Source organism: Gordonia sp. i37 (assembly GCF_002043085.1).
Taxonomy (GTDB): domain Bacteria; phylum Actinomycetota; class Actinomycetes; order Mycobacteriales; family Mycobacteriaceae; genus Gordonia; species Gordonia polyisoprenivorans.
Genome location: NZ_MVPX01000319.1, coordinates 1 through 5,310 on the forward strand (window position 1 = coordinate 1; position 5,310 = coordinate 5,310).

The window sequence follows — 5,310 nt, forward strand, 5'->3', positions numbered from 1 at the left end:
CTCAGACAGGGCATTTCGTCTACCCCTCACCGCCCGAACAGATACAAATCGGTGGATCGAGGCTAAACGTTGAACCGGAACTCCACCACATCCCCGTCGGCCATCACGTAGTCCTTGCCCTCCATGCGCACCTTGCCCGCGGCTTTGGCTGCGGCCATCGAGCCGGCGGCGTCGAGGTCGTCGAAGGAGACGATCTCGGCTTTGATGAAGCCCTTCTGGAAGTCGGTGTGGATCACGCCGGCGGCCTGCGGCGCGGTGTCGCCCTTGTGAATCGTCCACGCGCGCGACTCTTTCGGGCCGGCGGTGAGGTAGGTCTGCAGGCCCAGGGTGTGGAATCCGGCACGCGCCAACGACCGCAGGCCGGGCTCGTCCTGCCCGATGGAATCGAGGAGTTCCTGCGCATCGGACTCGTCGAGTTCGAGGAGTTCGCTTTCCACCTTGGCGTCGAGGAAGACCGCATCCGCCGGCGCCACAGCGGCTTTCAGCTCCGCCTTGCGCGCGTCGTCGGTCAGCACCGACTCGTCGGCGTTGAAGACATAGAGGAACGGCTTGGCGGTCATCAGATGTAGTTCGCGCACCGACGACAGATCGAACGAATCATTCTGCGCGAACAGTGTTGTGCCACGGTTCAGGATCTCCTGCGCCTTCTGCGCGGCGGCGAGCACCTCGGCGGTGTCCTTGTTCTTGCGGGCTTCCTTCTCCAGCCGCGGAATCGCCTTCTCCAAGGTCTGGAGGTCGGCGAGGATCAGCTCGGTCTCGATGACCCCGATGTCGGCGAGCGGATCGACCCGACCGTCGACGTGCACGACGTCGTCGTCGGCGAACACGCGCACCACCTGGCAGATCGCGTCGGCCTCGCGGATGTTGGCCAGGAACTGGTTGCCCATGCCCTCACCCTCCGACGCGCCCTTGACGATCCCGGCGATGTCGACGAACGACACGGTCGCAGGCAGGATGCGCTCACTGCCGAAGATCTCGGCGAGACGGTCGAGCCGTGTGTCCGGGAGCTCGACGACCCCGATGTTGGGCTCGATGGTGGCGAACGGGTAGTTCGCGGCGAGCACATCGTTGCGGGTCAACGCGTTGAACAGGGTGGACTTGCCGACGTTGGGCAGTCCGACGATACCGAGGGTGAGACTCACGGGCGCCCAGTCTATCGGGCAGCTCTCGGCACACCGAGGCCGGTGACGGACTCAGGCGGTGCCCGGCACCGCCCCGCCGGTGTCCTCGGCGTCCTCCGAGTCCTCATTGGCTCCCACACCCGGTCCGCCGTCGTCGGATGCCTCGTCGAGAGGTGGCGGCTTCTCCCCCACCCGGATCGCGATCTGCTCGTTGAGGTACCGCAGGATGACGGCGATGGTCGCCGCGGCAGGCACCGCGAGGAATGCGCCGATGATCCCGAACAGGCTGCCGCCCAGGGTGACCGCGAGCAACACGATCGCCGCATGCAGGTCCATCGACTTGGACTGCAGCCACGGCTGCAACACATTTCCCTCGAGTTGCTGTACGGCGAGGATGATGCCGAGGACGATCAGCGCCGTGGTGAGTCCGTTGGACACCAGCGCGATGAGCACCGCGAGCGCGCCCGCGACGAAGGCACCGACGATCGGGATGAAGCCACCGAGGAAGGTGATCACCACCAACACCCCCGCCAGGGGGACCTGCAGGATGAACAGTCCCGCACCGATGAGCGAGGCGTCGACGAAGCTGACGATCGCCTGCGTCCGGATGAAGCCGCCCAACGAGTTCCACATCCGTGACAGCACCTCGCCGAGGTGCGCACCCGCCGGATGCCCGATCGTGCGCTGCAACCACGGAACAAAGCGCGGGCCGTCCTTGAGGAAGAAGAACACCAGGATGAGCGTCGTGAACAGGGTGATCAGCACCGACGTCGCGGTGCCGATACCGCTGAACACCCCGGCCGCAATGGTGCTGGCACTGGATTGCACACGTTGGGTGATCGCCGACACCAGACCGTCGATCTGCTCATCGCCGAGATTCAGCGGCGGACCCTGGACCCAGTCCTGGAGTTTGTGGACACCGCTGACGGTGCGGTCGGCGAGCTCCGGCGATTGATCGACGATCGAGGGCACGATCAGCCCGATCACCCCGCCGAGCAGGCCCACCGCGACGAGCATCATCAGCAGGGAGGCCCCGGCGGGCGGCACCCCGTGTCCCCGCAGCCAGCGCACCGGCGGCCACAGCAACGTGCACGCGATGATCGCGAGGAGGACCGGGAGCAGGATCACCCAGACCTCACCGACCACCCACATCACCACCCAGAGGGCGCCGACCACCAGGATGAACTGCAACCCGACGATCGAGGTCGACCGCAGGCCACTCAGGAACACCTGCATTCTCGAGGGGGCAGCGGGTGTGGCGACGCCGGTGTCGGCCGGGCCATCTGCAGCAGGGTCGGGCAGCGGCGACGAATCGTCAGAATCGGTCACGCCACGATCCTCACACACCACCACGACGAGACTCCCGAGCGAGGGCGGCGCGGCGCGGGCTCGCCCTTCTCAGCGCAACGGATCAGTGACGCCGAGCGAAGCCGGTCAGCGACGACGCAGGAAGCGCAGCACCAGCGCACCGAGCGCATCGGCCGCGACCAACTCCGCCTCCAGCGGCGACAGCGGACGCACCGGATCGTCGGTCTCGATCGAGTCGGCGCCCGCGAGATGTGTCCGTGTCCTGCGCTGACGGGCGCATTCGGCATCGATGGTGTCCGGTCCGTACAACCCGCGCATGATGTCGAGTCCCCAGTCGGGCAACTCCGCGAGCGGGGTCTCCGGCTCCTGACCTCGCTGTCGAGGGCCGTCGAACTGCGTGCTCATGCAGACATCGTGGCACGAAGTGTTAGCTACGTCACTCAATTGCCGAACCTGGGCGACCGAGTGTCGCCGGTCCGGTGAAGCGATGGCCGATTCCCGCCAGAAAAGCCCGCCGGGCGGTGAGAGGGTGGAGCCATGACCGCTTCCACCGACGCGCCACCCCAGTCCTCGACGACGGCAGGCACCGACCCGGTCCGGGCGTCGACGGGGCTCGATTTCGAAGGGTGTTACCGCGCGCTGCAGGCACGGGATGCGCGTTTCGACGGCCAGTTCTTCGCCACCGTGCGCACCACCGGAATCTATTGCCGGCCGTCGTGCCCGGCGCAGACCCCGCGACCCGAGAACGTCGCCTTCGTCGCGACCGCGGCCGGCGCGCAGGCGGGCGGATTCCGTGCCTGCCGGCGCTGCCTGCCGGACGCGGTTCCCGGTTCACCGCGCTGGAATCTCAACAAGGATCTCTCCTCACGGGCGATGCGGCTCATCACCGACGGGGTCATCGAACGCGAGGGGGTCGGTGGTCTCGCCGGACGACTCGGGTATTCGACACGGCATATGACACGGGTGCTGACCACCGAACTCGGTGCCGGCCCGCTCGCCCTCGCCCGGGCGCATCGCGCGACCAGCGCGCGAATCCTTATCCAGTGCACCGATCTACCGATGTCCGACATCGCCTTCGCGGCCGGGTTCACCAGCGTGCGTCAGTACAACGACACCATCCGCGAGGTGTTCGGCCTGACCCCGCGCGCGCTGCGCTCGCTGCGACGGGCCAACTCCCGCAGTGACATCGACACCCCGACCGCAGCATCCGCGGCCACCGGTAGAGGCGAGCGATCGTCGGCGATCACGCTGCGCCTGGCATACCGCGAACCGTTCGACACCTCCTGGTTCGGGTGGTATCTGGCCGCGCACTCGGTCGACGGCGTCGAGCGGTATCGACCCGACGCCGATCGGCAGTGGATTCATCAGCGCGTGTTGACCCTTCCGCACGGGCCGGCGCTGGCGGAGACGACGCCCGGCGACGGATTCCTGCGCGTGCGACTCGAGCATCTGGACCTCCGGGACCTGAGTGCCGCGGTGAATCGACTGCGCCGGTTGTTCGACCTCGACGCCGACATCGTGGCCGCAACCGACGCCCTGTCCACCGATCCGGCCCTCGGCCCGGTCGTCGGCGTCGCACCGGGGGTTCGGGTACCCGGAAGCATCGACGGCGGCGAGTCACTCATCCGCACCATGATCGGCCAGCAGATCAGCGTCGCCGCCGCGCGGCGGCACGTGACGCGGCTGGTCGACGCCCTCGGTGAGCCGACAGACTGGCCGACGGCGGCCGGCGATGACGGGGGCGACGACGGTGCGCGATCGTGGCGACAGTTCCCGACGGCCGCCGCCATCGCCGAACGCGGCAGCACGATCCTGACCGGGCCCGCCCGCCGGATCTCGGCGATCGTCGGCGCGGCACAGGCGATTGCCGAACATTCGGTGGAACCACACATGGGGGTCGATGCGTCCGATCTTCATGCACAATTACTCGCCCTGCCCGGAGTGGGGCCGTGGACCGCCGACTACGTCACGATGCAGGTGACCGGTGACCCCGACGTCCTCCTTCGGCACGACCTCGTCGTTCGCCACGCCGCCCGCGATCTCGCCATCGACCTCGACGACACCGCCCAGTGGGCACCGTGGCGTTCCTACGCCTCGATGCACCTGTGGCGCCATCGGCTCATCCCCTCAGACGCCAGTACCCCGCCCACCACTACCGCAGACACGACCACCTAGGAGCATCCTCATGACCGACACCCTCGAAACACCCTCCACCCCAAGTACTTCCACCCCAGGTACTTCCACACCCAAGGACGGCGTCGGCCTGTGGACGACGGTCTCGACGCCGGACGGCGCATTCACCGTCGTCGCCGACACCGACGGCATCATCCTGGCATCGGGGTGGACCGACACCCCCGAATATCTGGTCGCACTCGTGCACCGCGACCTGCGGCCACACGATCTGCGCGGTCCCGCAGAGCTCGGCCGCACACCGGAATTGACCACGATCACCGAGGCCGTCGAGGCCTACTACGCCGACGACTTCGGTCCGGCCGCGGCCCAACCGGTCGTCCAACGATCGGGTCCGTTCATCGAAAAGGCTTGGGCCGCATTGCGCGGGGTCACCGCGGGCACCGCGGTGACCTACACCGAATTGGCCGAGCGTGCCGGCGAACCGGCCGCCATCCGGGCCGCAGCCTCGGCCTGCGCGCGCAACGCCGCGGCACTGTTCGTGCCGTGCCACCGTGTGCTGCGGCGCGACGGCAGCCTTGGCGGATTCCGTTACGGACTGGACATCAAGCGGTCGCTGCTCGAACGGGAGACACCCGACCAGGAGGTACCCCTCCCCGACGCGGGCTGAACGACCGCATCGCGGGCGGCGAACCGATTCTGTCGGTGGTCGCGGGCAAGATCACCGACATGATCGGCATCGTGCTCGCAT

General features: G+C 67.7%; 5 protein-coding genes. 2 read left to right on the forward strand and 3 right to left on the reverse strand.

Annotated features, from left to right (window positions below; translation table 11 throughout):
* Window positions 1–62 precede the first annotated feature (62 nt).
* The 3 genes from ychF to B1964_RS15605 form a co-directional block, all read right to left on the reverse strand.
* Window positions 63–1,142, reverse strand: coding sequence for a redox-regulated ATPase YchF (gene ychF, locus B1964_RS15595; protein ID WP_079930414.1), 1,080 nt, complete (start codon window positions 1,140–1,142; stop codon window positions 63–65).
* A 51-nt stretch (window positions 1,143–1,193) separates the two neighbouring features.
* A complete protein-coding gene (locus B1964_RS15600; RefSeq protein ID WP_231386950.1) occupies window positions 1,194–2,357 on the reverse strand; it encodes an AI-2E family transporter in 1,164 nt (387 codons plus the stop codon).
* 198 nt (window positions 2,358–2,555) lie between these two features.
* A complete protein-coding gene (locus B1964_RS15605) occupies window positions 2,556–2,834 on the reverse strand; it encodes a hypothetical protein (protein WP_014360687.1) in 279 nt (92 codons plus the stop codon).
* A gap of 132 nt (window positions 2,835–2,966) precedes the next feature.
* On the opposite strand from B1964_RS15605, the gene B1964_RS15610 reads away from it, so the two are divergent.
* Together B1964_RS15610 and B1964_RS15615 are read left to right on the forward strand one after the other, a co-directional pair.
* A complete protein-coding gene (locus tag B1964_RS15610) occupies window positions 2,967–4,604 on the forward strand; it encodes an Ada metal-binding domain-containing protein (protein WP_079930416.1) in 1,638 nt (545 codons plus the stop codon).
* Window positions 4,605–4,614: 10 nt separating this feature from the next.
* Window positions 4,615–5,229: a methylated-DNA--[protein]-cysteine S-methyltransferase gene (locus tag B1964_RS15615; protein ID WP_079930417.1), complete on the forward strand. Its 615-nt coding sequence runs from the start codon at window positions 4,615–4,617 to the stop codon at window positions 5,227–5,229.
* Window positions 5,230–5,310 lie beyond the last annotated feature (81 nt).

Bases quoted from the DNA above. Each gene is read 5' to 3' on its own strand.
- B1964_RS15600 (WP_231386950.1), bottom strand. From the start codon at position 2,357: ATGCAGGTGTTCCTGAGTGGCCTGCGGTCGACCTCGATCGTCGGGTTG.
- B1964_RS15605 (WP_014360687.1), bottom strand. From the start codon at position 2,834: ATGAGCACGCAGTTCGACGGCCCTCGACAGCGAGGTCAGGAGCCGGAG.
- B1964_RS15610 (WP_079930416.1), top strand. From the start codon at position 2,967: ATGACCGCTTCCACCGACGCGCCACCCCAGTCCTCGACGACGGCAGGC.
- B1964_RS15615 (WP_079930417.1), top strand. From the start codon at position 4,615: ATGACCGACACCCTCGAAACACCCTCCACCCCAAGTACTTCCACCCCA.